General features: G+C 57.8%; 20 protein-coding genes. 7 read left to right on the forward strand and 13 right to left on the reverse strand.

All coding sequences use genetic code 11. From position 1 onward, the window contains the following. Positions 1 to 44 precede the first annotated feature (44 nt). The 4 genes from GCE01_RS01515 (at position 45) to GCE01_RS01530 (ending at position 6,147) form a co-directional block, all read left to right on the forward strand. The gene (locus GCE01_RS01515; RefSeq protein WP_086634592.1) at positions 45 to 923 is read left to right on the forward strand and encodes a glycine--tRNA ligase subunit alpha; all 879 of its coding nucleotides are present in this window, start codon (positions 45 to 47) and stop codon (positions 921 to 923) included. Beyond that, the gene (glyS, locus tag GCE01_RS01520) at positions 916 to 2,970 is read left to right on the forward strand and encodes a glycine--tRNA ligase subunit beta (protein ID WP_099210472.1); all 2,055 of its coding nucleotides are present in this window, start codon (positions 916 to 918) and stop codon (positions 2,968 to 2,970) included. The genes GCE01_RS01515 and glyS overlap by 8 nt, the downstream gene beginning before the upstream one ends. A 5-nt stretch (positions 2,971 to 2,975) precedes the next feature. Continuing rightward, positions 2,976 to 4,997 carry a DUF2075 domain-containing protein gene (locus tag GCE01_RS01525; RefSeq protein WP_099210474.1) on the forward strand — a complete coding sequence of 674 codons (2,022 nt, stop codon included), beginning with the start codon at positions 2,976 to 2,978 and terminating at the stop codon, positions 4,995 to 4,997. 109 nt (positions 4,998 to 5,106) lie between these two features. Beyond that, positions 5,107 to 6,147: an L-idonate 5-dehydrogenase gene (locus GCE01_RS01530; protein WP_099210476.1), complete on the forward strand. Its 1,041-nt coding sequence runs from the start codon at positions 5,107 to 5,109 to the stop codon at positions 6,145 to 6,147. Between the two features lie 4 nt (positions 6,148 to 6,151). On the opposite strand, the gene rodA is transcribed toward GCE01_RS01530, so the two are convergent. From rodA to GCE01_RS01555, 5 genes are all read right to left on the reverse strand, one after another. Further along, positions 6,152 to 7,324 carry a rod shape-determining protein RodA gene (gene rodA / locus GCE01_RS01535; RefSeq protein WP_064273947.1) on the reverse strand — a complete coding sequence of 391 codons (1,173 nt, stop codon included), beginning with the start codon at positions 7,322 to 7,324 and terminating at the stop codon, positions 6,152 to 6,154. A gap of 11 nt (positions 7,325 to 7,335) precedes the next feature. Further along, the gene (gene mrdA / locus GCE01_RS01540; protein ID WP_099210478.1) at positions 7,336 to 9,261 is read right to left on the reverse strand and encodes a penicillin-binding protein 2; all 1,926 of its coding nucleotides are present in this window, start codon (positions 9,259 to 9,261) and stop codon (positions 7,336 to 7,338) included. Positions 9,262 to 9,326: 65 nt separating this feature from the next. Continuing rightward, positions 9,327 to 9,893: a hypothetical protein gene (locus tag GCE01_RS01545; protein ID WP_046899733.1), complete on the reverse strand. Its 567-nt coding sequence runs from the start codon at positions 9,891 to 9,893 to the stop codon at positions 9,327 to 9,329. A gap of 4 nt (positions 9,894 to 9,897) precedes the next feature. Then, positions 9,898 to 10,830 carry a rod shape-determining protein MreC gene (gene mreC / locus GCE01_RS01550; protein WP_046899734.1) on the reverse strand — a complete coding sequence of 311 codons (933 nt, stop codon included), beginning with the start codon at positions 10,828 to 10,830 and terminating at the stop codon, positions 9,898 to 9,900. 16 nt (positions 10,831 to 10,846) lie between these two features. Continuing rightward, a complete protein-coding gene (locus GCE01_RS01555; protein ID WP_007283695.1) occupies positions 10,847 to 11,896 on the reverse strand; it encodes a rod shape-determining protein in 1,050 nt (349 codons plus the stop codon). 304 nt (positions 11,897 to 12,200) lie between these two features. Between GCE01_RS01555 and GCE01_RS01560 the strand changes: the two genes are divergently transcribed. Together GCE01_RS01560 and GCE01_RS01565 are read left to right on the forward strand one after the other, a co-directional pair. Beyond that, entirely contained in the window at positions 12,201 to 12,458 is a 258-nt protein-coding gene (locus tag GCE01_RS01560) for a hypothetical protein (RefSeq protein ID WP_099210480.1), read from the forward strand. A gap of 45 nt (positions 12,459 to 12,503) precedes the next feature. Continuing rightward, positions 12,504 to 12,968: a hypothetical protein gene (locus GCE01_RS01565; protein WP_099210482.1), complete on the forward strand. Its 465-nt coding sequence runs from the start codon at positions 12,504 to 12,506 to the stop codon at positions 12,966 to 12,968. A gap of 19 nt (positions 12,969 to 12,987) precedes the next feature. Here the strand turns inward: GCE01_RS01565 and GCE01_RS01570 are convergent, their stop codons facing one another. The 4 genes from GCE01_RS01570 to GCE01_RS01585 form a co-directional block, all read right to left on the reverse strand. Next, complete coding sequence (locus tag GCE01_RS01570) at positions 12,988 to 13,755, reverse strand: sulfite exporter TauE/SafE family protein (RefSeq protein WP_099210484.1); 768 nt, start codon at positions 13,753 to 13,755, stop codon at positions 12,988 to 12,990. 114 nt (positions 13,756 to 13,869) lie between these two features. After that, a complete protein-coding gene (locus GCE01_RS01575) occupies positions 13,870 to 15,438 on the reverse strand; it encodes a 2-isopropylmalate synthase (protein WP_099210486.1) in 1,569 nt (522 codons plus the stop codon). 205 nt (positions 15,439 to 15,643) lie between these two features. Then, the gene (locus GCE01_RS01580; protein WP_244591074.1) at positions 15,644 to 16,489 is read right to left on the reverse strand and encodes an N-acetylmuramoyl-L-alanine amidase family protein; all 846 of its coding nucleotides are present in this window, start codon (positions 16,487 to 16,489) and stop codon (positions 15,644 to 15,646) included. Positions 16,490 to 16,671: 182 nt separating this feature from the next. Continuing rightward, complete coding sequence (locus GCE01_RS01585) at positions 16,672 to 16,893, reverse strand: hypothetical protein (RefSeq protein WP_099210490.1); 222 nt, start codon at positions 16,891 to 16,893, stop codon at positions 16,672 to 16,674. Between the two features lie 140 nt (positions 16,894 to 17,033). Here GCE01_RS01585 and GCE01_RS01590 point away from each other — a divergent pair, with 140 nt between their 5' ends. Next, positions 17,034 to 19,811: an Rne/Rng family ribonuclease gene (locus GCE01_RS01590; RefSeq protein ID WP_174694766.1), complete on the forward strand. Its 2,778-nt coding sequence runs from the start codon at positions 17,034 to 17,036 to the stop codon at positions 19,809 to 19,811. A gap of 66 nt (positions 19,812 to 19,877) precedes the next feature. On the opposite strand, the gene GCE01_RS01595 is transcribed toward GCE01_RS01590, so the two are convergent. The 4 genes from GCE01_RS01595 to xseA all read right to left on the reverse strand — a co-directional run bounded on the left by GCE01_RS01595 (position 19,878) and on the right by xseA (position 23,191). Then, entirely contained in the window at positions 19,878 to 20,729 is an 852-nt protein-coding gene (locus GCE01_RS01595; RefSeq protein ID WP_099210494.1) for an NmrA family NAD(P)-binding protein, read from the reverse strand. Between the two features lie 115 nt (positions 20,730 to 20,844). Beyond that, positions 20,845 to 21,198, reverse strand: coding sequence for a zinc ribbon domain-containing protein YjdM (locus tag GCE01_RS01600; RefSeq protein ID WP_046899740.1), 354 nt, complete (start codon positions 21,196 to 21,198; stop codon positions 20,845 to 20,847). Between the two features lie 85 nt (positions 21,199 to 21,283). Continuing rightward, the gene (locus GCE01_RS01605) at positions 21,284 to 21,649 is read right to left on the reverse strand and encodes a hypothetical protein (protein WP_099210496.1); all 366 of its coding nucleotides are present in this window, start codon (positions 21,647 to 21,649) and stop codon (positions 21,284 to 21,286) included. Between the two features lie 45 nt (positions 21,650 to 21,694). Continuing rightward, positions 21,695 to 23,191, reverse strand: coding sequence for an exodeoxyribonuclease VII large subunit (gene xseA / locus GCE01_RS01610; protein ID WP_099210498.1), 1,497 nt, complete (start codon positions 23,189 to 23,191; stop codon positions 21,695 to 21,697). Between the last annotated feature and the right edge of the window lie 53 nt (positions 23,192 to 23,244).

The raw sequence follows: 23,244 nt of genomic DNA on the forward strand, positions 1-23,244 counted from the left end.
GGCTGTAAGGTAACCGCCAATTTTGCCAACCGGAGCCTATTGAATTGTCTGCGACCCGGCCGCTCAGCTTTCAGGACCTGATCCTGCGCCTTCATCAATTCTGGTCTGAAAAGGGCTGTGCTATCCTGCAGCCCTATGACACAGAAGTCGGAGCCGGAACGCTCTCCCCTCATACGACCCTGCGCGCTCTGGGCTCGAAGCCATGGGCTGCGGCCTATGTGCAGCCCTGCCGCCGCCCGTCGGACGGTCGTTACGGCCAGAACCCGAACCGCCTCCAGCACTATTACCAGTATCAGGTCCTGCTGAAGCCAACCCCGGAAGAGAGCCAGAATCTGCTTCTGGAGAGCTATCGCGCCATCGGGATTGATCCCGAAAAGCACGATATCCGATTCGTGGAAGACGATTGGGAAAACCCGACGATCGGCGCCTGGGGTCTGGGTTGGGAAGTCTGGTGTGATGGCATGGAAGTCACGCAGTTCACGTATTTCCAGCAGGTTGGCGGTATCCCGACCGTCATGCCTTCTACCGAACTGACTTACGGGCTGGAACGGCTGGCCATGTATGTTCAGGGCGTTGAGAACGTTTACGACCTGGACTTCAACGGCAAGGGCCTGAAGTACGGGGACGTGTTCCTGCGTGCCGAACGCGACTATTCCCGTCACAACTTCGAACTGGCCGACACGCAGATGCTGCTCACGCATTTCAACGATGCGGAAAAAGAGTCCATCCGTCTGGCAGAAGCTGGCGTCGCACAGCCTGCATTCGATCAGTGCCTGAAGGCTTCCCATTTTTTCAATCTTCTGGATGCCCGCGGCGTGATTTCCGTCTCTGAACGCGCATCCTATATCGGACGCGTCCGGACGCTGGCGAAAGCCTCCTGTGAAGCGTGGCTTGCTGGCGAGGAGGAGACGTCCAATGGCTGAACTGTTGCTTGAACTGTTCTGCGAGGAAATCCCGGCAGGCATGCAGCCCAAGGCTGCCAGCGAACTTGGCGCCCTTCTGACCAAAGCGCTCGATGGCCTTAACCCATCCGATATTCAGACGTTCTATGGTACCCGCCGTATCGCGACCGTCCTAAACGTCGATGCCGAAATCCCGGCTCGCACCGTCTCCGAGCGTGGCCCCCGCGAAGGCGCACCGGAAAAGGCTCTGGAAGGCTTTACCCGCAAGCATGGAGTAACGGCTGACGAACTCACGCTGGAAAACGGCTTCTGGGTTCTCAACAAGCAGCTTGATCCCGTGAGCGCGGAAAGCCGCGTGGCTGAAGCTGTGCCAGACCTTCTGTGGAAGTTCCCTTGGGCCAAATCCATGCGCTGGGGTGCTGGCTCAAACTTTTCATGGGTCCGCCCGCTCCGCCGCATCACCTGCCTGCTTGATGGCAAGGTCGTTCCCTTCTCGCTCGCCCGCGATGGAGATGATGCTCACGGCCTGAAGTCCTCCAACCTGTCCGAAGGTCACCGCTTCCTGGCGCCCGGCGCGTTTGAAGTCCGTTCGGCAGATCACTGGCTGGAAGAGCTGGAAACACGCTCCGTCATCGTGGACGCGGACAAGCGCCGCGACATGATCCGTACCGGTGTTCACCGTCTGGCTGAACAGCAGGGCATTACGGTTGTGGAAGATGAAGGACTGGTCGATGAAGTCGCCGGTCTGGTCGAATATCCGGTTCCACTTCTGGGCCGCATCGACGACGCATTCATGGACCTGCCTGCCGAAGTCATGCAGGTTTCGATGCGCATCAATCAACGCTATTTCGCCCTGCGCAATGCAGACGGCAAAGCCGCGCCGTTCTTCGCCTTCGTCGCTAACCTGCCGTTCAAGGATGGCGGCAAGCTGACGATCGCCGGAAACGAGCGCGTTCTGCGTGCCCGTTTCGCCGATGCCCGCCACTTCTGGGATCTGGATCGCAAAACAAAGCTCGCGGACCGCGTGGCAGCCCTCGATGCCGTGACCTTCCATGCGAAGCTGGGAACGCAGGGCGAGCGCGCCAAGCGGATTTCCGACCTCGCCGGAACTGTCGCTTCTGCCATGGGCCTGAGCGGAGAGCAGATCGAACAGGCAAAGCGCGCAGGCCTGCTGTCTAAAGCTGATCTGACGACCGGTATGGTCGGCGAATTCCCGGAACTTCAGGGCGTCATGGGCGGCTATTACGCAGCACATGATGGCGAAGGCGACGCCGTTTCAAAGGCTGTGGCCGAGCATTACATGCCGCGCGGCCAGTCCGACGATACGGCAAAAGCGCCTGTCTCGATTGCCGTGGCCCTTGCGGATCGTCTGGATCTGCTGGCTGGCTTCTTTGCCATTGGCGAGACGCCAACCGGCTCCGGAGATCCGTACGGCCTGCGTCGTGCGGCACTGGGCGTAATCCGCACTATTCGTGACAACGGCCTGCGCCTGGATCTGACGGACCTCTTTGCCAAGGCGGCAAATGGTCGCGCCGGCGGAGAACTCGCCAAACTGCCGGACTTCATGGCAGACCGTCTGCGCGTTCAGCTTCGCAGTGAAGGCGAGCGCCACGACGTTCTGGCTGCCACCCTGGCAGGCGGTCTGGACGGCGATCTTGTACGCCTTCTGGCTCGTACTTCGGCGCTGTCTGACATGATCCAGACGGAAGATGGCAAGAACCTTCTCGCCGCAGCCAAGCGCGCCGCCAACATTCTGCGCATCGAAGACAAAAAGGACGGTCCTCACAAGGGAACACCAGATGCGTCTCTCTATGCGCAGGACGAAGAGCGCGCTCTGGCAGATGGCCTGAACAGTGCCGTGCCTGCGATCGAGACAGCCCTGAAAGACGAGCGTTTCACCGATGCCATGCAGGCCATTGCAGCCCTGCGCCCGACGCTGGACCGCTTCTTCGATGCTGTTACCGTCAACGCCCCGGAAGCCGACATTCGTGCCAACCGTCTGAAGCTTCTGGCGACTTTCCGCACGACCACAGCCCTGATCGCCGATTTCGGTCAGATCGAGGGCTGAACCTGATGGGAGTGTGGTGGTCCGGCCCAGTCGCCACGTTCCTCAATACGGACCCGGATCGTATTGGAGAGCGCCTTGCCCATGAAGCCGGGTGCAGGCGCTTCTCCAGCGAGCCTCAACAACTCCGTGCCTGGGCCACCCAACTTGATCTTCTCCGCACCACGCTAACCGCTCTGCCGCAAACGGCAGGCTGGCAAATCCTGTTCGAATTCCCCATTCCCCGCCTAGGCGGCCGGATCGACACTGTCCTCATTTCCCCGGACGCGACGTTCGTTCTTGAATTCAAGGTTGGTGCGTCTCAATTCGACGCTGCGGCTCTCGCCCAGACCGAAGGTTACGCGCTGGACCTTCAAGACTTTCACGCGGGCAGCCGACGTCACCCGATTATCCCCATTCTGATTGCAACAGAAGCCGCACAGCCTGCGCAAACATCGCCGCTCCTTTTAGGATCTGGCGTCACGCCAGTTCTGAAGTGCAATGCACCAAACCTGGCGGAGCTTTTGTCGGATCTTGCGCGCCGGACACTGCATTCAGTAACGCGCATGCGACCAGATGAGTGGGAACAGGCACCCTACAATCCCGTCCCGAGCATCGTCGAAGCGGCTCGCCTCATTTATTCCACGCACAGCGTCGCAGATATTCACACAGCGAGAGCAGACGCGACCAATCTGACCCTGACGTCTGAGCGTATTACGGAACTCCTTGAAGCCGCCCGGAGACAACACCGGAAAACAATCATTTTTGTCTCGGGCATTCCTGGCGCCGGGAAAACGCTTTGCGGCCTGAAAGCTGCGTTCGGCACTGCGGAGCCCGACAACTCCGCGACATTCCTCACCGGAAACCCAACGCTCGTCCACGTTCTGCGTGAAGCCCTGACCCGTGACGCCGTGGCACAAGGTCAGAAACGCGCAGCTGTAGAACAGCGCATGGAATCCACCATTCAGTCCCTGACCAAATTTCGGGATTACTATGTTGGGCGCACCGCAGAGTGCCCGCCAGAACGGATCATGGTCATCGACGAAGCCCAGCGTTCCTGGAATGCCAATCAGGCCATTCGCAAAAGCGCACAGCGACCTGTTCGCCTGATGCAGTCTGAACCCGCGCATCTCCTCGACATCATGCACCGGCATGACGGATTTGCCGCCATCATCTGCCTTATCGGACAAGGGCAGGAAATTCATGACGGTGAAGGCGGAATGGCCTGCTGGGGAGACGCTTTGGCGAGCCGGCCTGAATGGCAGATCCACGCATCACCGGATGTCGTCAGCTCCACTTCTAGCCTCACCACCCTGCCTCCGTCCTTGCCAGTTCAGAAAGAGCCCTCTCTGCACCTCACAGTGCCGGTTCGCTCCCTTCGGGACACTGCAACACCCAAATGGGTCAATGCCGTACTGGAGGGAAATGTCTCTCTCGCGCGCAATATTGCTGAGAACGCCAGTCTTCCATTCCGCCTGACGCGAAGTCTTCCGGAGCTACGCAAAGCCCTGCGAGAACGAGCCCGCCTGACCTATCGCTGCGGTCTGATTGCCAGTTCTCAAGCCAAACGATTGCGTGCGGAGGGCCTCGGTGCAGAATTAGCCCACATGGACTCCAATGCGGTCGCTCAATGGTTTTTGAACCGTTGGGTTCCTGACAAGGACGTCCGGGCCTCTGATGCACTTGAAACTGTCGCTACTCAATTTGCCATTCAGGGACTGGAACTGGATTTTGTCGGCCTTTGCTGGGATGGAGATCTCATCCGTACTGGGTATCCACAACGTTGGCAGCCCCGGCGCTTTAGCGGGACCGCATGGCAGACCGTTAAATCCTCGGAAAAAGCCCTCTGGTCCCTCAATACCTATCGCGTGCTGCTGACCCGCGCGCGGTATGAGACCATCATTTGGGTGCCGGAAGGTAATCCTAATGATCCGACACGTTGCCCAGAGACACTGAATGGCATTGCTGACTTCCTTCTGGCGTGTGGCATTGAACCCTTAAAAGGTGCGGAAACTCTTCAAACAGTCGACACATGCCTTCTGGATGTATGAGGAAATAATTACGCAACCCGCGTCGCCCAAACGTGACTGCCTTTAGCGCACAAGATCGGCCATATCTGAGTACCGTCATTCACGTTGCTCAGATGAAAGAGGCACAGCCATGCCCGGCCTTTCCGCCCCTCAGACGACCGAAGCTCTGGTTATTCATGAAAAGGGTGATCTGCGTTTAGAGACAGTAGCCGTCCCACCGCTTAAGGCGGGTCAGGTGCTAATACGTCCAGCCTGGGGTGGGATCTGCGGGTCAGACATGCATTATTTCCTGCATGGCGGGGCCGGAGCATCCGTTCTGCGAGAGCCGATGATTCTTGGCCACGAGGTTTCCGGAATTGTGGAAGCTGTCAGCCCGGACGAGACACGTTTCAGGATCGGGGACGCTGTTGCTATCCACCCGGCTCGCCCATGTGGACACTGCCCCGAATGCGAACGAGGGGCGAAGCACCTGTGCCGAAACATGCGCTTTTTTGGCAGTGCCGCGTTTCTTCCTCATACGAATGGCGGTTTCCGGCGCGAGATGGTCGTCGAAACATCCCAGCTTTATCCCCTGCCGTCAGGGCTGGACGTGAAACGTGCCAGCCTTGCCGAGCCTTTCTCGGTCGCGCTCCATGCCATCTCTCGCGCTGGCGATGTTAAGGACAAACGCATCCTGGTTCAGGGAGCAGGCCCGATTGGCGCCCTGATTATTGCCGGGCTTAAAGTGGCGGGGGCCGCGGAGATCGTAGCAACCGATTTGCAAGACTTTGCACTGGATATCGCCGTCAAACTGGGGGCAACAGCCACAGTGAACACTGGCCGCGACAGTCACGATCGGGAATACGAAATCGTCTTTGAGGCCACGGGAGTCATACCTGCCCTCCCGACTGCAATCGCCCGTACACAGAAAGGCGGCATTCTCGTACAGGTCGGGATTTTCCCACCGGGCGACGTGCCTGCTCCCTTAGGGCAGATTATCGCGCGCGAAATCGACTACCGAGGGACATTCCGCTTCGATGAAGAGTTCGCAGAGGCGCTGAAAATCCTCGCTGACAATCCATGGATTGCGGACGGTCTCATCACCCACAGCTTTCCGCTCGCTCAGTACAAAGACGCTTTCGACGCCTCGCTGGACCGTAAAAGCTCTTCCAAGGTTCTCCTAGAATTGTAAGGGATCAGTCGTCTTCGTCTTCAAAACCTGGGTCCCGCTCATTGCGATGGACCCAGGCGGACATCAGAAGCCCAAAGCCGAACATCATCGTCAGCATGGCCGAACCGCCATAGGAAATCAGCGGGAGCGGCACGCCACCGACCGGAATAGCACCCATCACCATCGACAGATTGACGGCACAATACAGGAAAAAATCCATTGCGATGCCGAGCCCGAGCAGTCGCCCGAATTGATTACGGCTCCGCATGGCAATGAGCATTCCTCCTAATGTGAGAGTGGTCAGCAATCCAATGACTGCAATGCCCCCTGCAAAACCCCATTCTTCGCCGATCATGGTGAAAATGAAGTCTGTCTGTTTTTCCGGAAGGAAGTTCAGCTGCCCCTGGCTGCCATGCAGATATCCTTCCCCCCACATTCCGCCTGAGCCAAGCGCAATCTTGGACTGGATGATGTTGTAGCCGGCCCCCAGAGGATCATGCTCCGGATGCAGGAAGGTATCGATCCGGGCCTTCTGATAGTCATGCAAATGGCCGTAAATGAATTTCCCAAGGAACGGAATTGGCGCCACGAGAAGAACGATTTGCCATAGTCGCATGCCTGCAGCGAAAAACAGCGTTGCACCAATAACGCCAATAATCGTCGCAGTCCCAAGATTGGGCTCCTTGAGCACCAGAACGACGGGCAGAAGCGTCAAGATGGCAGGCATTATCAGACGCAGCGGGTTCCCCATCCGCTCGTTACCAATCCGGTGAAACCACGTAGCAAGCATCAGGATCAGGCCGATTTTGGCAAACTCTGAAGGCTGGAACTGCATTCCTGCCAAATTGATCCAGCGTTCGGCTCCCTTACCCACATGCCCCATTCGCAGCACGAGCCCAAGCAGCAGAATGGACAGCAAATAGACGGGAACGGCCATGATGCGCAGAATGCGTGGGCTGACCAGCGCCACTGCAATCATCATGACCAATCCAAAACCGAACCGAACCATTTGCGGCCCAGCGAAAGGTTTGGCTGATCCGCCACCGGCCGAATACAGCGCCACATACCCAACACCCGCCAGCAAACAGACCAGCAGCACATACAGCCAGTTGACCTGAAGCAGCCGGGCCATAGGGCGGAAATCAGGCTCAGCACGCAGGAGCCGCTTATCAGATTTCAGAAAGCCAAATGTATTCATGACACCGCCCCTCACCCTTGCTCCGGTTCTGCCTGCGCCACAGTCTGCCCGGGAGGCCTGGATTGATTGGATGGATCACGAAGCAAAGTGTCTGTCATGATCTGCTTGGCCAGTGGCGCAGCTTCATCCGCGCCTGCATTGCCGTGTTCCACCACAACCGAGACTGCATATCGGGGATCATCATATGGGGCGAAACAAATGAACAGCGCATGAGGACGATATTCCCATGGCAAGCTCATGGAATTAAAATGTCCTGACTCACGCAAAGCCCGGGACACGCGCCGCACCTGAGCTGACCCGGTTTTCCCCGCCATCTGGACATCGGGCAGATCCAAACGGGCTTTCGGGGCCGTACCACGCTGCTCATTCACGACTGCAAACATACCGGCGCGAACAACATTCAAATGTTCCTGCGGGATATCCACTGCCGGAGCGGCGTCCAAAGAAGCCAGTCCGGAAATCTGGTCATTCGTTGCGCGGATCAGATGCGGTTGAACATTTCGACCTGAAGCAATCCGCGATACGTAGGTTGCAAGCGCCAAGGGCGTGACCTGCACAAAACCCTGACCAATACCCGCATTCACCGTATCACCCCCATTCCAGTGAAAGCCGTGCTGCTGCCGCCATTCCGGCGTTGGGATGACACCTGCGCGGACATGCGGCAGTTCAATATCGAGTTTCACACCCAGCCCCATGGCGTTCCCGACGGCCTTGATCGGGTCCATGCCACAGCGGCGGGCTACTTCGTAAAAATAAACGTCACAGGAAAATTTGAGGGCTTCACGCATGTTGATCATGCCGTGTCCCCACTTGTTCCAGCAGTGAAACCGCACGCCACCCATGTCGAAATAGCCGGGGCAATTGAAGCGGTCCTGCGGTGTCACAGCACCAGCTTTCAGGGCTCCCATCGCTACTGCGGGCTTGAAGGTGGACCCAGGCGGATACAGCCCGGAAACAGCCTTGTCTACGAGTGGCGTCCGCGGGTCATTCGCCCACTCATTCCACTGCGCATGGCTGACACCGGAATCAAACAGGGAGGGATCGAAAGACGGGGTACTGACCATCGCCAGCACTTCACCATTCCGGCAGTCCATGACCACGGAGCTGGCGACGCGATCGCCCAGCCGCTCTAAGACCTTTGACTGGAGGCCAACATCCAGAGTCAGGCGAACATCCTCTCCCTGCTGGCCTTCCACACGGTCAATCTCGCCAATCACACGCCCCAGCGCGTTGACTTCCATTTCAACAGACCCCGGATCTCCACGAAGAACCGATTCCTGCGTCTGCTCTATGCCAGCGCGCCCCACGCGCATTCCTGGCAGAGACAACGTCGTGTCCTTGGCCACATCGTCTTCATTCGGCGGAGCGACATAACCGACAATATGCGCCGTCAGGTCCTGAAACGGATAAAGCCGGGTGGACCCGACATCGACGAGAACACCCGGCAATGAAGGCGCATTCAGCTCAATCCGCGCCATGTCATCCCATGACAGGAATTCATGGAGCGTAACCGGAACATATTTATGAACGTGCTTCAGATCGCGCTCAATGCGTGCCCGATCATGCTCATCAAGCGGCACAATCTGTGCAAACCGTTCGATGACAGAGGCGATATCTGTCGTTTCTTCCGGCATCAGGAGCGCGCGCCAGCTAACCTTGTTATCAGCAAGAGCCACACCAAAGCGGTCATGGACGGTTCCACGCGCGGGAGCCAGCAGACGCTTGCTTGTGCGGTTACGCTCTGCAAGCTGGCGGAGATGGTCGCCCTCAACTGTCTGAATATTATAAAGCCGTCGCCCCAAGGCCCCCAGAACACCCGCTTGGACCGCCATCACCACGAGAGCACGGCGCGTGAAGACGCCACGCCCTGAGCGAACAGGCGCATCCTGGCTTCGTGAGCGCAGCAGAGTCCGAAAAGGGCGTTTTCTGGAAAACATCAGGTCAGGCGTTCAAGTCCGGAAAAGAAAGCGGCGATTTGCGCGGAGAGCGCGAAAATGCGCCGTCAGGCCTGATCGGGATTAGCAAACGTGCGGCGGCCCCAGACAAACAGCGCGGTAAGACTGGGATAGATACCGATTGTTAGCGCAGCCTGAAAGAGGCCTGGTGCGGGCGATAATAGCGCAAATGCATGCAGACAGACGAGAGCCCACTGAAAAAAGGATGCCAGCGCCGCCAGAAAGCTGAAAATCAGCCAGCAGGCTACGAATCCCAAGCGGGACAACCCATAGCGCCAGTGATGGGCCACTCCGTAAATCACGAGCAGTGACAGAAGGATGGCACCCGGCGGACCAAAACTGAACAGTTCCAGAACGAGTCCGCACACAAAGACGGCCAAGGCCGGCATGGAACGTGGGCGACTAAAGGCCCAGAACCAGACTGTACACATGGCGATGCCAAACTGAAGCTCTGCCTGCCCGGGGATTCCAAACGGTGCAGACAGCAGAACCGCAACCAGAATGATAAACAGCGACGGCATGGCCGCACGAACAAACATGTCCAGCCGTCGGCGGAGCGTCTGTTTCGGCTCAACAGCAGAATGCAAATGGGGGGTGGAGTTTTCGGCAACCATCCGATTATTGCCCTCCCTTCCCCAGAGGTTCAGACATTCCCGGTAATTTGGGGAACGACAATCCACCCGGCAACGCAGGTTCTGAAGGAGGGCGCCGGATCTTGACGCGCCCTGGCGCATCAGGGGCTTGGCCGCCGTCGTCACCGTAGTCAAAGACGCGCACGATATCCAGACGGCGCAGGTCAGCGTCCGGCATTACAACCGGCCGGTTGGGAGCGAGGTAATGAACCGTTCCAATCGGAAGGCCTGCAGGCATTGCGCTCTGCCCGCGCGTCTCCACACGTTCCCCTTCAATGGGATGGTGGTCCTGCGGGTAATAAATCAGTCGCGGCGTGTCTGTGTCATCCCCGGCCATAATGGCATCTCCATGAGATGCCGCCAGCGTGACAGGAATTCGGCTGGCATCATCATTGATGAGAAGCACACGAACCGTGTGGGGTCCAACCTCTGTGACACGTCCTAACAATCCAGACGAATCCAACGCCACATCGCCCATATGAACCTGATGCCCGCTGCCAACATCCAACAGAACAGCACGTGAGTAAGGCCCACCATCATCACGCGTAACGCGGCCGGTCACATACTGGGGGATACTTTCCGGAATCCAGTGAAGGCTATTCTTCAGGCGGCCATTTTCGGCTGCCAGAGCCACAGCAACATCATACCAGTGGCGCAGAGCGCGGTTCTCATCTCGTAGACGGGAATTCTCCCGTGCAAGATCCGTCGCACCCCGTAGATCCACCAGCCAGTCCCGCAGTTTGGCCTGGGGTAGAACAAGAGCCTGATAAGCAGGCGCCAGAATATCGGTAGCCTGCAGACGTGCCCCATCCACCACCGGCCGCCGGACCAGCCCAAGCAGGACCAGTGCCACTGCGAAAAGGATCAGGATCGGCAGAGTTGCTCGTGCGAACACCTGCCGAGTGTGGATGGAGAACACTGAACTGTGTCCTGATTCAGTACATGCTGCTCAGAACACTGCGCAGACGGCGCATTTCTTCGAGCGCACGCCCCGTTCCCAGCGCCACGCACGACAGCGCATTCTCAGCCACGGTCACAGGAAGCCCCGTGTAGAGACGCAGAACCTCATCGAGGCGGTACAGGAGCGCACCACCGCCGGAAAGGACAATCCCCTTGTCCACGATATCGGCAGCCAGTTCAGGTGGCGTATTTTCCAGTGCTGTGGTCACGGCGTCCACGATCTGCATGACCGGCTCTGCCAGACTTTCGGCAATCTGGGCCTGGCTGACCATCACTTCGCGCGGCACGCCGTTGATCAGGTCCCTGCCTTTGATTTCCGTGATGGGACCATCCGGATTCGACGGATCATCCGGCATCATGGCAGCGCCAAGCTCGATCTTGATACGCTCGGCAGAGCTTTCACCCACGAGAAGATTATAGGTCTTCCGGATGTAGGAGATGATGGCCTCGTCCATCTTGTCTCCACCAACACGGGCAGAACGAGCATAGACGATGCCACCGAGCGAGATCACGGCCACTTCCGTTGTCCCGCCACCGATATCCACGATCATGCTGCCAGACGGTTCAGTGACCGGGAGGCCTGCACCGATTGCAGCTGCCATCGGCTCTTCGATCAGCATGACCTTGCGGGCACCCGCGCTCTCGGCACTTTCCTGAATGGCGCGACGTTCAACAGCCGTCGCACCGGAAGGAACGCAGATGATGATCTGCGGACTCGCGAAAGCCCGCCGGTTATGCACTTTACGAATGAAGTGCTTGATCATTTCTTCCGCGACTTCGAAGTCCGCAATGACGCCGTCCCGCAGCGGACGGATGGCGGTGATGTTGCCAGGCGTACGCCCGACCATCTGCTTTGCTTCGTTACCAACAGCCAGAACCTGCTTTTTGCCGCGCACTTCAGCGATGGCAACCACAGACGGCTCATCGAGCACGATGCCGCGGCCTTTAACGTAAACGAGCGTGTTGGCAGTGCCGAGGTCGATCGCCATGTCAGCAGACATGAGACCCAGCAGACGAGAAAACATCCAAAACTCCTGGCGCGGCTCTGTGCGGCAGACAGATTATATATCGTAAAGTGGGGCGGGCTCCCCGCGGGTGGACTTAACGATGCAAAGGCCGTTCAGCAAGGGTAACAGTTCGGATAATGTCATTCATGACGAACAACTTTTCATCACGCGACATCAGGACATGGAAAAAAATCTTTCCGCGCCTCAATCCTGCCACCCTTCAGTCACGTTCTCCACGTTACCACTACATGGTCTTATCCGACATTCCTTTCTGAAAGATGACTGGAGTTCGGAGAAACCAAACAGAACAGGACATAAAAACATGACCATCACCAAGACTCCTCGCCTGATCGCCGTCCTGACTCTTTGTGGCGCTGCCCTTGCTGGTTGCGGCAGCCCGTACGACAGTGGCGCCCGCGCAGGCTCTGGCGCACTTGTAGGCGCAGGCGCCGGTGCAGCTATTGGTGCACTTGCTGGCGGTGGACGCGGCGCGGCTATCGGCGCACTTGCAGGTGGTGGTACAGGCGCTGCTGTTGGTGCGGCGACCACGCCAAGCCAGCGTTCACGGAACGGTTACTGAGCCTGACACCGGGCTTGGCGACCATGAACTCTAAGGATTTGTGACATGAGGTCCGTTATCGACCGCTCTGCTGTTCGGGGCGTGGCCCTGATTGGAGCTTTTGCGACCGTTCTTTCCCTCGGCGGGTGCCAGGGAAATTATGATCCAGGATCCCGCGCGCTCGGCGGTGGTCTCTTGGGTGGTGGTGCAGGCGCAGCCATCGGCGCACTTGCTGGCGGTGGTCGCGGTGCAGCGATTGGTGCACTTGCCGGTGGCGCCCTCGGCGCGACGACCGGTGCTGTTACCGCCCCTAATCGCCCCAGCTACCAGCAGGGTGGGTACCAGAATGGTTACCCCCAGCAGGGCGGTTACCCTCAGGGGTATCAGCAGCAGAACGGTCAGTACCTGACCTATCCGCAGCAGCAACAGCAGTATCAGTGCCCACCCAACACGAACTGCCAGAACCCGTACCCTCAGCAGCAGGGCTATAACAACGGCGGCTACCCTCAGCAGAGCAATTACGGCTACTGAGTTTCACGGTTTCCGGGTGTTAGATCATCCGGAAACCAATAACAGCGAGCAGAATGCCCAGAACCCACCGCTGGGTGTCTTCGTGCAATTTGCCCGCACATAACGTTCCCAAAATAATTCCCGGGATGGATCCCATCAGCAACGCGAGAAGCACGGCAGTATCAACTGCCCCTTCCAGCCAGTGACCTCCCCCTGCAATCAGGGTCAATGGCACTGCGTGGGCGATATCTGTTGCAACGAGTGTTCGTGTTGTCAGACGCGGATACAGCATCGTCAGAGCAGCCATGCCGACAGCCCCAGCGCCCACTGACGACAGCGTCACCAGCGTTCCCAACAAAATACCAAGCAAAACGGTTAAGACGGTTTCGGCCGTATTGCTCAGAGGCTTACGCCCTTCAGCCCATGTTCTGAGCCTCGGCTTCAGCAAAATTGCCGGTGCCGTCAGAAGCAGAGCTACACCGAGAACAACTTGAATCAGACGGGACGCAGCGTCCGACATACCCGCATGATGCAGGAAAATCAGGCACAAGAGACCTGCCGGAAGACTCCCCGCCATCTGCCAGCCAACAATCTTCCAGTTCACAACGCCCATATGGCGGTTGAGGCCGGTGCCAACAATTTTCGTAACGGCTGCGTAAAGCAGGTCTGTTCCGACGGCTGACTGAGGCTTTGCCCCAAACAGCAGGATCAGCAGCGGCGTCATGAGGGACCCTCCCCCCACTCCGGTCATGCCCACCAGAAAGCCTACAAAAAGACCCGACGCCGTATAAAGCCACGAATGCGGCATAGCTGCCCCTTCCAAATTCAGAAGGAGACAATATCAATCGTGTTATTTTTGTCTAGATCATCAATAAACTATATTAATTAGTTTATTGATGATCTCTCATGGTTCGTTTGAAACTTAGAGTGCTTCAGGCTCAGTCCGCTCGCGCTTGGTGAGCAGCTTATTCAGGGCATGGATATAAGCACGAACAGCAGACACAACCGTATCGGCGTCAGCACCCTGACCGTCTACGAGCTTACCATTTTCCTGCAAACGGACCGTCGTGCGGGCCTGAGCGTCCGTTCCTTCCGTGACGTTTGCCACAGAGAACAGCGCCAGTTCGGCTGAATGAGGGAATGCCTCACCGATGGCACGGAATGCCGCGTCAACCGGGCCATTTCCACTGACAGCCGCATACTGGATGGCGCCATCAACGCTGATTTCCAGCTTGACCTGAGACTTCTGCTTGGTACCGGACGCAACTTCCAGAGAAATCAGATGAACGCGTTCGTGGTCGCGGCTTTCATCATCGACCAGTGCGCAGATATCATCATCGAACACGACCTTCTTGCTGTCAGCCAGATCTTTGAACCGGGCAAAAGCAGCGTTCAGAGCCTCGTCTTCCAGCGGCGGGTAGCCAAGCTGAGCCAGCTTGTCGCGGAATGCCGCACGGCCGGAATGCTTGCCCATCACCAGCGAGCTCTTGTTCCAACCCACGCTTTCCGGCGTCATGATTTCATACGTGGCAGCGTTCTTCAGAACACCATCCTGATGGATGCCACTTTCATGCGCGAAGGCGTTCCGGCCAACGATGGCCTTGTTCGGCTGCACGTCGAAGCCCGTGATCGTCGCCAGCATCCGGGACATGCCCAGCAGCTTCGGCGTCTCGATGCCCGTCACCTTGCCGTACTGGTCATGACGCGTCCGCAGCGCCATGACGATTTCTTCCAACGCAGCATTACCAGCACGCTCACCGATGCCATTGATCGTGCATTCGATCTGACGGGCACCGCCTTCGACAGCGGCCAGCGTATTCGCGACACCCAAGCCCAGATCATTGTGGTTATGGGTGGAGAAAATCACCTGATCCGCACCCGGCACACGTTCACGCAGCATATCAAAAATGCGTCGCATTTCTTCCGGCGTTGCAAAGCCTACGGTGTCAGGAATGTTGATGGTGTTCGCACCATTTTTGATGGCGACTTCGACACAACGGCACAGGAAGTCAGGGTCCGTACGGGAACCGTCTTCAGCAGACCATTCCACGTCATCCGTGTACTGACGTGCCTTCTGATTGCCAGACGCAATGATGTCCAGAACCGTTTCCGGCTCCATCCGCAGCTTATACTTCATGTGCAGCGGAGATGTGGAAATGAAGTTATGAATTCGGGAGCGTTCAGCCCCCTTCAGGGCTTCACCACAGGATTCAATGTCGCGCTTACCACCGCTACGGGCCAGACCGCAGATCACGGAACCACGGACTTCATCCGCAATGCTGCGCACGCTTTCGAAGTCGTCCCTGGATGCGACCGGAAAGCCTGCCTCAATAACGTCCACGCCCAGAGCGCTCAACGCATGAGCCATGCGGAGCTTCTCTTCGAGGTTCATGGAGAAACCGGGGGACTGTTCACCGTCACGGAGCGTCGTATCGAAAATGATAACGCGGTCGTCGGAAATTGTACCGAAGGACGGGTGTTGGAAAGTCATGTCTTGATCATCTCGCTGGTCAGGAAATTTTCTGGTCTGTCATCCCCTGAACGCAACGGAACGCTGCCCGCCTTGATGTGGCGTTCAGGGGCCGATAAGTCGAAGCGAGAGGATCGAAAGAAATGTCATGGGCACGGAAAATGTCCGATTCTTTCGTCATGCGCAACCCACATGACTAAAAACTCTGCCCTGCGTTCTTTCAGGGTCAACCTGTCATCACACCGGGGCGGGTTGAAAAGTACCGATCGACCGCAGTTTTCATGGCGCTGGCAACCTGCGTGCGATGCACAGCCTGCCGTAACGCAGCCTCATCCAGCCGGTTGGACATGAAACCCATCTCCACCAGAACTGACGGTATTTCTGCAGACTTCAACACCACAAAAGCCGCATGACGTGACGGATGCGTCAGCAGTCCTATGCGACTACGAAATGCTCCTACAACGCTGGATGCCATGTGTGCAGACCCACGCCGCGTTTCTTCAGAAACCAGACTGGAAAGGATCTGCTGGACCTCGGGAGACATGCCATGGAATGCAGGGCCGCCAAACCGATCTGCACTATTCTCCCGCTGAGCCAGAGCCGCTGTCTGAGCATCTGACGCTCCGCTGGAAAGCGTATAGACACTCGCACCGCGAACATCACGGTCATGCAGCGCATCGGCGTGCATAGAGATAAAGAGATGCGCTTGGTGCTGCTGGGCCATTTCCACGCGCCCTTCCAGGGGAATGAAATGGTCCTCTGAACGGGTCATAGCCACGCGGTACTGGCCGGATGCCAGAAGCTGGCGCCGCAGTTCTGTCGCCGCAGCTTCGGCAATATGTTTCTCATACGTACCGGAAATACCGATTGCGCCAGGATCTTTCCCGCCATGTCCGGGATCCAGCATGACCAGCGGTTTGGGCGGCGGCGCATTTCGGTGAACAGCCGGTGCCTGAAGCGGTTTGGCGGATGGGGAATGGGAAGACGGATGCTTAGTCCGGGCGATGGCACCCAAGGGAGCCACCGTGGAGAGGCAGGCAAGACCTTCCATTACCATGCGTCGCGTCAGCATCCGTTTACCCTGCGTCTTTTCGATCATCTGGACCTTCAGTCATAACAGACACAGGACAATGTCTGAAACAAGGCAAAGCACCTTTTGGAGAGCCTGAAAAAGCCCTGCTTGCCAGCGGCCCTTCTTTAAGTCATCCTGTGCGCCAAGGACCTGAAGAGAGCGGTCCGATCGTTTGTGGGCTTTTATCCTTTTCCCACAACGCTCCCGCCTCGATCGTCCGAGCCGCGACGCCCCATCGTTTGACATGTGCCGGACATTTTCTGCGCCATGTCCTGATCGGGCTGCTCCGGCAGGATTAGTTCAGTCCGGCACAGGCTCACAACCTGACCGGAGTGCGTTTTCATCCGGTACCAGACCACGGGCCGGACGTCTGTCAGGGGTCGAATGTCACGCGACGTGATCACAGCCAGGAGCCTAACCGAAACGGGACCAGATGCGTCCCGCGGTCTGGCATTCCGGCTGATCCGCCCCCTCCACCCCGTACAATCAGGTGTTCCCTCTGGCCCAAAGCGCCACACTGGAGCATCGTGGAGTTCAGTTTTCCATGACCAAGCGTATGCTTATCGACACCACACACGCGGAAGAAACGCGTGTTGTGGTCATGGACGGTGACCGCGTTGAAGATTACGACGTCGAGACATCGTCCAAGAAACAGCTCAAGGGCAACATCTACCTTGCCAAAGTCATCCGTGTTGAGCCGAGCCTTCAGGCCGCTTTCGTAGAATACGGCGGAAACCGTCACGGCTTCCTCGCCTTCAGCGAAATTCACCCGGATTACTTCCAGATCCCTGTCGCAGATCGCGAGAAGCTTCTGGCCATCCAGGAAGAAGAGGTTGCGTCTGAACAGCGCGCCGAACTGCCGGAAAGTGAGGAAGAACCCGCTTCTGAAGAAACAGACGAGAATGACAACCAGGATCGTCGCGCACCGGAGACTGTCGGTGGCGAGCATGACACGGGTGAGGAAAGCGCGGCTTCGCGTCGTACAGCCCGTTTCCTGCGCAACTACAAGATTCAAGAAGTCATTCGCCGCCGTCAGGTTCTGCTCGTTCAGGTCGTGAAGGAAGAGCGCGGCAACAAGGGCGCGGCCCTTACCACCTACGTCTCTCTCGCTGGCCGTTATTGCGTCCTGATGCCGAACGCCCTTCGTGGCGGTGGTGTCTCCCGCAAGATTACGTCTGACACGGATCGACGCCGTCTGCGCGACATCATTGCAGAGCTGAACCTGCCCAAGACGATGGCCATGATCGTCCGGACAGCAGGTGCAGGACGTCCAGGACCGGAAATCATCCGCGACTGTGAATACCTGCTTCAGCTATGGGATGACATTCGCTCACACGCCCTGTCTTCCGTTGCCCCAACACTGGTTTACGAGGAAGCGAGCCTCATCAAGCGCGCCATTCGCGACCTGTTCTCCAAAGACATCGAAGACATCATGGTCGACGGTGAGTCTGCGTGGAGAAGTGCGCGTGAGTTCATGCGTCTGCTGATGCCGCACAACGCTGGCAAGGTGAAGCTCTGGCAGAACCGTGGGCAGAGCCTCTTCGCGCGTTACAACGTCGAAGGGCATCTGGATGCGATGTTCTCCCCGACCGCACGCCTGAAGTCTGGTGGCTATCTGGTCATCAACCAGACAGAAGCGCTTGTCGCCATCGACGTGAACTCCGGCAAATCGACGTCCCAGCGCAACATTGAGGAAACGGCACTCCGCACGAACCTTGAAGCTGCTGAAGAAGTTGCACGCCAGCTGCGCCTGCGTGATCTGGCCGGCCTTGTCGTCATTGACTTTATCGACATGGAAAGCCGTCGCCATAACGCTCAGGTTGAGAAGCGCCTTAAGGAATCCCTGCGTACAGATCGCGCGCGCATTCAGGTCGGACATATCTCTCATTTCGGCCTGCTCGAAATGTCCCGCCAGCGCCTGCGTCCGTCCATCGCTGAATCACTGCTGACGCCTTGCCCGCACTGTCAGGGCACTGGCTTCATTCGCGGTACGGAAAGCTCCGCTCTTCATGTGCTGCGTGCCATTGATGAAGAGGGTACCCGCCAGCGTGCCGCCGAAATCGATGTTCACATCGGATCGGACATTGCCCTCTACATTCTGAACAACAAGCGCGACTGGCTGTCTGACATTGAGCAGCGTCACCGCATGCGCGTGATTTTCCGCACGGAAGAAGATCTTCCCGCAGCAGACATGCGTATCGAGCGCATCCGTCCGCAGACGGCTGCACCGGCACCAGAGCCAGTACCGGCTCAGATTGCTGCACCTCACAACGTCCGCACGATCGAAATCATTGAGGACGAGGCACCTGTCGTTCCTCAGGCAGCCGCAGTTGAAGCACGAGCTGAGCTGCCTGCCCGGAGTGAAGACGTCGAAGTCAACACAGGTGACGAGGAAGAGGGCAACAACGGCAACCGTCGCCGCCGCCGCCGCCGTCGTCGTGGTCGTCGTGATCAGAATGGCGAGAACGAGACCGTTCAGGGCAATGCTGCCGAACTAAACGGCGAACAGCCTTCCGTCCACCGGTCTGACAATGAAACCGAAGAAGTCGGTCTTATCCCGGGTCGTCGCCGGACGCGCTTCAAGCGTGTTCAGAAGGAAGACGAAGTCGCAGCAGAAGCTCCGGTGCAGGAAAAGGTGTCTGTCCAGGAAGAAGCACCTAAGCCAGCACGCCACGCTCCGGTTCAGCAGCCTTCCCAGCGCCGCCGGGAAGAACGCCAGCCTGTTTCGCGTGGATATGCAGGCCCGACGCCGGCTGATCCGTTCGGTGGAAGCTTCGATATTTTCGATGTGATCGAACAGGCTGAAATGGAGCAGGCTTCCCGCCCGCTTCAGACATCTACAGCAACCCCTGCCCGCCTTTCTGTCGAGAGCGCTCCGGTAGTTGACGTTGCCGAGATCGCTGCCGAGCCGATTGCTGCAGAACAGGAAAAGCCAAAGCGCACCAGAGGCCGTCGCAGCACCAAGGCTGTGAAGGCTGAAGCAGCGGCACCGGTAGTGGCAGAAGAAGTTGTCGTGGCTGCTCTGGCCGCTCCGACGGAAGAGGAAGCTCCAGCAAAGCCAAAGCGCCCACGCACCCGTCGCACGACCAGGGCTACAGAAGCCAAGGCAGACGACGTTGTTGTGGAAGCAATGGCTCCGGAGGCCTCAGCTCCTGTCGCCGAGGAAGAGGCAACCGCCAAGCCGAAGCGTACTCGCGCCCGTCGCGCAACCAAGGCTGTCAAAGCCGACGACGCCGCAGCGGATGATGGAAACACGCTACAGCCCATCAACATTGACGAGTTGCCACCGGTGACGCGTCGCATGGGCTGGTGGAAGCGGTAACACCCGCTTCTCACCTCAACAAAAAGCCGACCGGATATTTCCCGGTCGGCTTTTTTTATGCCCGGTTTATGCGTAACGCTTCAGGCAACCTTCAAGGCTTGTGGAGCCCCGCACGGGGTCTGCGGGGCGGTCATAATGTTGATGAACAAAGAGCCCGGTCATGTTCGCATAAGACTGCGCGGCCTCTTTCGAGAAACCGTTTCCGCGATAGGCCTCATACCACCTCTCCTGGGGAATGACCTGCACCTGGACGACGCGTCCTACCAGTCTGGAAAGGACAGCAGCAACATCTGAAGGCGTGTAGCTTTCCGGCCCCTCAATATTGTGGATACCCGTCTCTTCGACGTCAGATATCAGTAACTGACCTGCCAGGCTTCCAACATCTTCTGGCGCAACCATGGGAAACGCCTGTGTTGACGGCAGAAATGTCTGTAGCACTCCTGTTGCTTTTGCAGCGCTTATCGCCCCTGCCCAGTTGCTCATGTAATAGGCCGCGCGGACAATACACACCGGAACGTTCAGGGCCTGCGCACCCTGTTCCAGCTCATACAAAACGCCAAGATCACCACAGTGCTCACCAGGCTGTGCGCCGTAGGTGGATTGCACGACGACCTTTTCCAGAGCGACGCCCCGCAATGCTTTCAAAATGGAGCATACGGTCTTGCGTTCTTCCACATCCGTATTGCCAGACACTGCCGCAGGAGGATTGAGAACGAATACGCGTTTCGCCCTCTGAAAAAGTGCCCTCAGAGTATCGGTGTCGTTCACATCCACTGCCGCATAATCTACGCCGGCATGGCGTTGTTCAGAGGCCGCAACCACCTGACGGGTTACTACCGAGACATCATGTCCTGCCGCCAGAACAGTTTGTGCAACAGCGCGGCCGACATGGCCCGTCCCGCCAAGAATGACATACATGCCTATATCCCCTGTATCGTCGAAAGGCGTGCCCCCAGAACGGCATCAGCCTCCGTAAGGAGACCCCACGAAGGCTGATGAAAGCACACACGATGTAGCTAAATGGCGTAACCCGTCAGGATTTTTTTACGAATTCAGACTTCAGGTTCATTGCGCCAATTCCCGCGATCTTACAGGCAATATTATGTCCGTCCGTCGCATCAACAAGACGAATATTCTTGACCTTGGTGCCGCTTTTCACAACCAGCGAAGATCCTTTGACCTTCAGGTCCTTCACAACCGTAACGCTGTCACCATCTACAAGAACATTGCCATTGGCATCTTTGATTTCCGCAGATGCGTCGCCAGCATCGGCCTGACCGCCCTCTTCCGGGTTCCATTCATTGCCGCAGTCCGGACAGACCCACAGGGTCCCATCCGGATAAACATGCTCCGACCCACATTTGGGACATTTCAGCTCATCAGTCATATCCAACCTCACTCTTTCGTGAGATCCACTTTAAAGCACTGAAGATGATAGGGAAATGCGCCAGCTCAATCTGCCCGGAAAACTTTTACCGGCAGACGCTCTTGTTACCGTTTGCCGCAATGAACGTTCCCGTCAAAGGTTCAAAACACGCATTCTGCGGGCAGGACGACGTTGCGGTGGCCAAACCCTGCGCATAAAGCGCTGATCCTGCCAGATTGGCTTCACGCTGCGCTGTCCCGCAAAGCGGCGTATTTGACGCCGCAGACGGGTCATTCAGAAGCACCTTATGACCATCCGCCGGAGCTTCTTCGGCTAATCCCGGAGCAAAATCCTGCGGGGGAATCTTCTGGGCGGGAGCCTGCACGGCCGCGCTGGAAGATGGGGCGGAAGGCTGCTCCGCACAAGCTGCCAGAAGAGGCAGGACAACAAGGCTCAACCAGAACGAACGCATGTGAACTCCGGATCACAAACCGGGCCACGCCCGGACACTTCACCATTAAAGACCCAGATCGGCCTGGGACGTAAGAAGGGTATCGAGTTTTGCCCCACGTTGGCCGTCAGCGAAAGACAGAACCACACGTCCGTTCAAAGGTTCCGCGTCAGAATGGGTCACAGGACGCCCCTTGCTATCCTGAACGAGCACATATCCCCGGCTGAGGATCGCCCGCGGGGAGACCGCTTCCAGATGACTTCCCAACCCATCAAGACGCGCTTTCTGAAGCCTGATGGCGCTATTAAGAGTCTCAGGAGACAGTCTCTGTCGTTCTACCCGCAGGTGGAACCGTTGGGACGCGCGTTGCCATGCCGAGACAAGAGCGGTCTCTGACGCACGAAGAGCGCTCTGTCGCCGTTCGATCATTAAACGTGGTGACGGAAGCTGCCTTGAGGGCGCAGTCAGAGCAGCCGTCGCCCGGCTGACAATCAGTTCCGGCGACGGCAGTTGCCGTACCGGAGCATCCAGACGGCTTCTTGCGCGCATGACAAAGGCTGGAAGAGCAAGATCAAGGCGCTGGCTCCGGTCATCCAAACGCATGCGTGCAGTCTCAAGAAGAGACGGCAGATCTGGCAGTCGCGATGTAGCCTGCTCCAGCCTTGCCCGGGATGTCTGCATGATGCGGCTCAAACCACCTGCCAGACGGGCCGTCCGATGTGCCAGATCTGCGACCAGTTCAGAGCGCAAGGGCACAGCCATTTCTGCTGCGGCCGTTGGCGTTGGTGCACGCCGATCTGAGACAAGATCGATCAGTGTGGTGTCTGTCTCGTGTCCGACAGCAGAAATAACCGGGATGGGACAGGCTGCAACGGCACGTAAAACACGCTCATCATTGAAGGCCATAAGATCTTCAAGAGAGCCACCACCACGGGCCACAATCAGAACATCCGGGCGACGAGACCTCTGTGCCATACCGTCAATGGCCGCAGCGATCTGGGCCGCAGCCCCCTCTCCCTGTACGGCAACAGGCCACAACAACACATCCCGGGGAAATCGACGCTCGATGGTCGTACGAATATCATGAAGAACCGCCCCGGACCGTGACGTCACGACACCGACAAGCGATGGCAGAAACGGAATGGGTTTCTTGCGATCGGCTTCGAACAGTCCCTCATCAAGCAGTTTGCGACGCAGGCGCTCAATATTGGCGAGCAGAGCCCCCTCACCTGCGAATTCCATCCGATCAATAATAAGCTGATAGCTGGAGCGCTCGCCGTAGGACGAGACCTTCCCCGTCGCAATGACTTCATTGCCGTTCTCAGGCGCCATACCCAGACGCGACACCGTTCCACGCCAGATGACGCCGGAGATCTTTCCGCCCTCATCCTTCAGGGACAGATAAATATGTCCGGACGGGTAACGCTTGAGTTCCGTCACCTCACCGCGCACACGAACACGCCCGAATCCGGTCTCAAGCGTGCGCTTGATGGCTCCGGAAATCTCGGAAACTGAATATTGCGGCACATTCCCGCGTGCAGACGCGGCATCACTCTCCATCATGGCGCCAGTCTATGCTACGCACGCCGTCAGACGAAGCCCTGATCTCAGGGACC

Source organism: Gluconobacter cerinus (genome assembly GCF_002723935.1).
Classification (GTDB): Bacteria; Pseudomonadota; Alphaproteobacteria; order Acetobacterales; family Acetobacteraceae; genus Gluconobacter; species Gluconobacter cerinus.